The 1,304-nt window shown below is 46.3% G+C and carries 1 protein-coding gene; it reads left to right on the forward strand.

Translation table 11 applies throughout. The features are described from left to right. Window positions 1-41 precede the first annotated feature (41 nt). On the forward strand, window positions 42-1,304 hold a 1,263-nt coding region (locus FPZ49_RS35175), incomplete at its 3' end, for an IS4 family transposase (protein WP_222430020.1).

Raw genomic sequence — 1,304 nt, forward strand, 5'->3', positions numbered from 1 at the left:
AAATGTGGCGAAGCCCCTTGAAAAACGAGGAGGTTTTGTCATTGGAATTGTACGCGAGCTCTTTAAAAGAAACGCTGACATCCCTTATTCGAGAGATGTCAGTGGCACCCGAACTTTATGTTAAAAATCCTGGTAAAGACTTTACCCGCAAGAAAAAGCTACCCTTTGAAGCAGTCATGCAACTCCTGATCTCCATGGGCGGTAACAGCATTTACAAAGAGCTTCTGGAATCGCAGGGATATGACGTAAATACTGCAAGCACCTCTGCTTTTGTCCAACAGCGCAATAAAATCCTGCCTTCTGCTGTGGAATCCCTGTTTCACAAATTTACGCAGTCGTATACGAATATAAAGGATTACCGCGGATATCGATTACTTGCCATTGACGGCTCAGATCTGCATATTGCAACGGACCCTGAAGATACGAACACCTACTTTCAAAGTCAACCGAACACGAAGGGCTTCAACTTGCTACATTTGAATGCAGCCTATGACTTATGCAACCGACTTTACTTAGACGTCCTTATTCAACCGCGAAGGTTATGCAACGAGGGCAGAGCGCTTGCGGCTATGGTTGAACGCTCTCCCATCCAAGGCAAAACCATTGTTATTGCCGATCGCGGTTATGAAAGTTACAACAACTTCGCGCATATTGAACGCAAAGGGTGGAACTACGTCATAAGGGTAAAGGATTTGGATTCCAGTGGTATTCTGTCTAGCTTACGTTTGCCCTCTAGCGGAGAATTTGATCGGGACGTTCATCTGACACTTACCAGAAAACAAACCAAAGAGGCCAAGGCTTATCCCGGGTACAAGTTTCTCCCGTCCAATTCTACATTTGATTTTTTGGATTCACATGAAAACATGCTTTACCCGCTATCTTTTCGGGTTGTTCGTTTCGTCCTGCCTGACGGCGCTTATGAAACCGCCATTACGAATCTTTCTGCCGCGGATTTCCCGCCCGATGAAATCAAGTCCATCTATCACATGCGCTGGGGCATTGAAACCTCATTCAGGGCACTAAAATACACGGTTGGACTAACGAATTTCCACGCGAAAAGACAAGAGTCCATCGCCCAAGAGATTTTCGCAAGAATGATCCTCTACAATTTCGCTGAAATGATGACCTCGCACGTCGTCATTTCGCAAATGGATAAACGGCACCCCTACCAAGTCAATTTCACGGTTGCCGTTCACGTTTGTAGACATTTCCTGAGCTCTCGAGGCGATGGATCCCCGTCCGATGTTGAAGCGCTGATTCGCAAAAACATTTTGCCGATTCGACCCCTTCGACCGGGACAGTTG

The organism is Paenibacillus cremeus, from assembly GCF_007786445.1.
Taxonomy (GTDB): Bacteria; Bacillota; Bacilli; order Paenibacillales; family NBRC-103111; genus Paenibacillus_G; species Paenibacillus_G cremeus.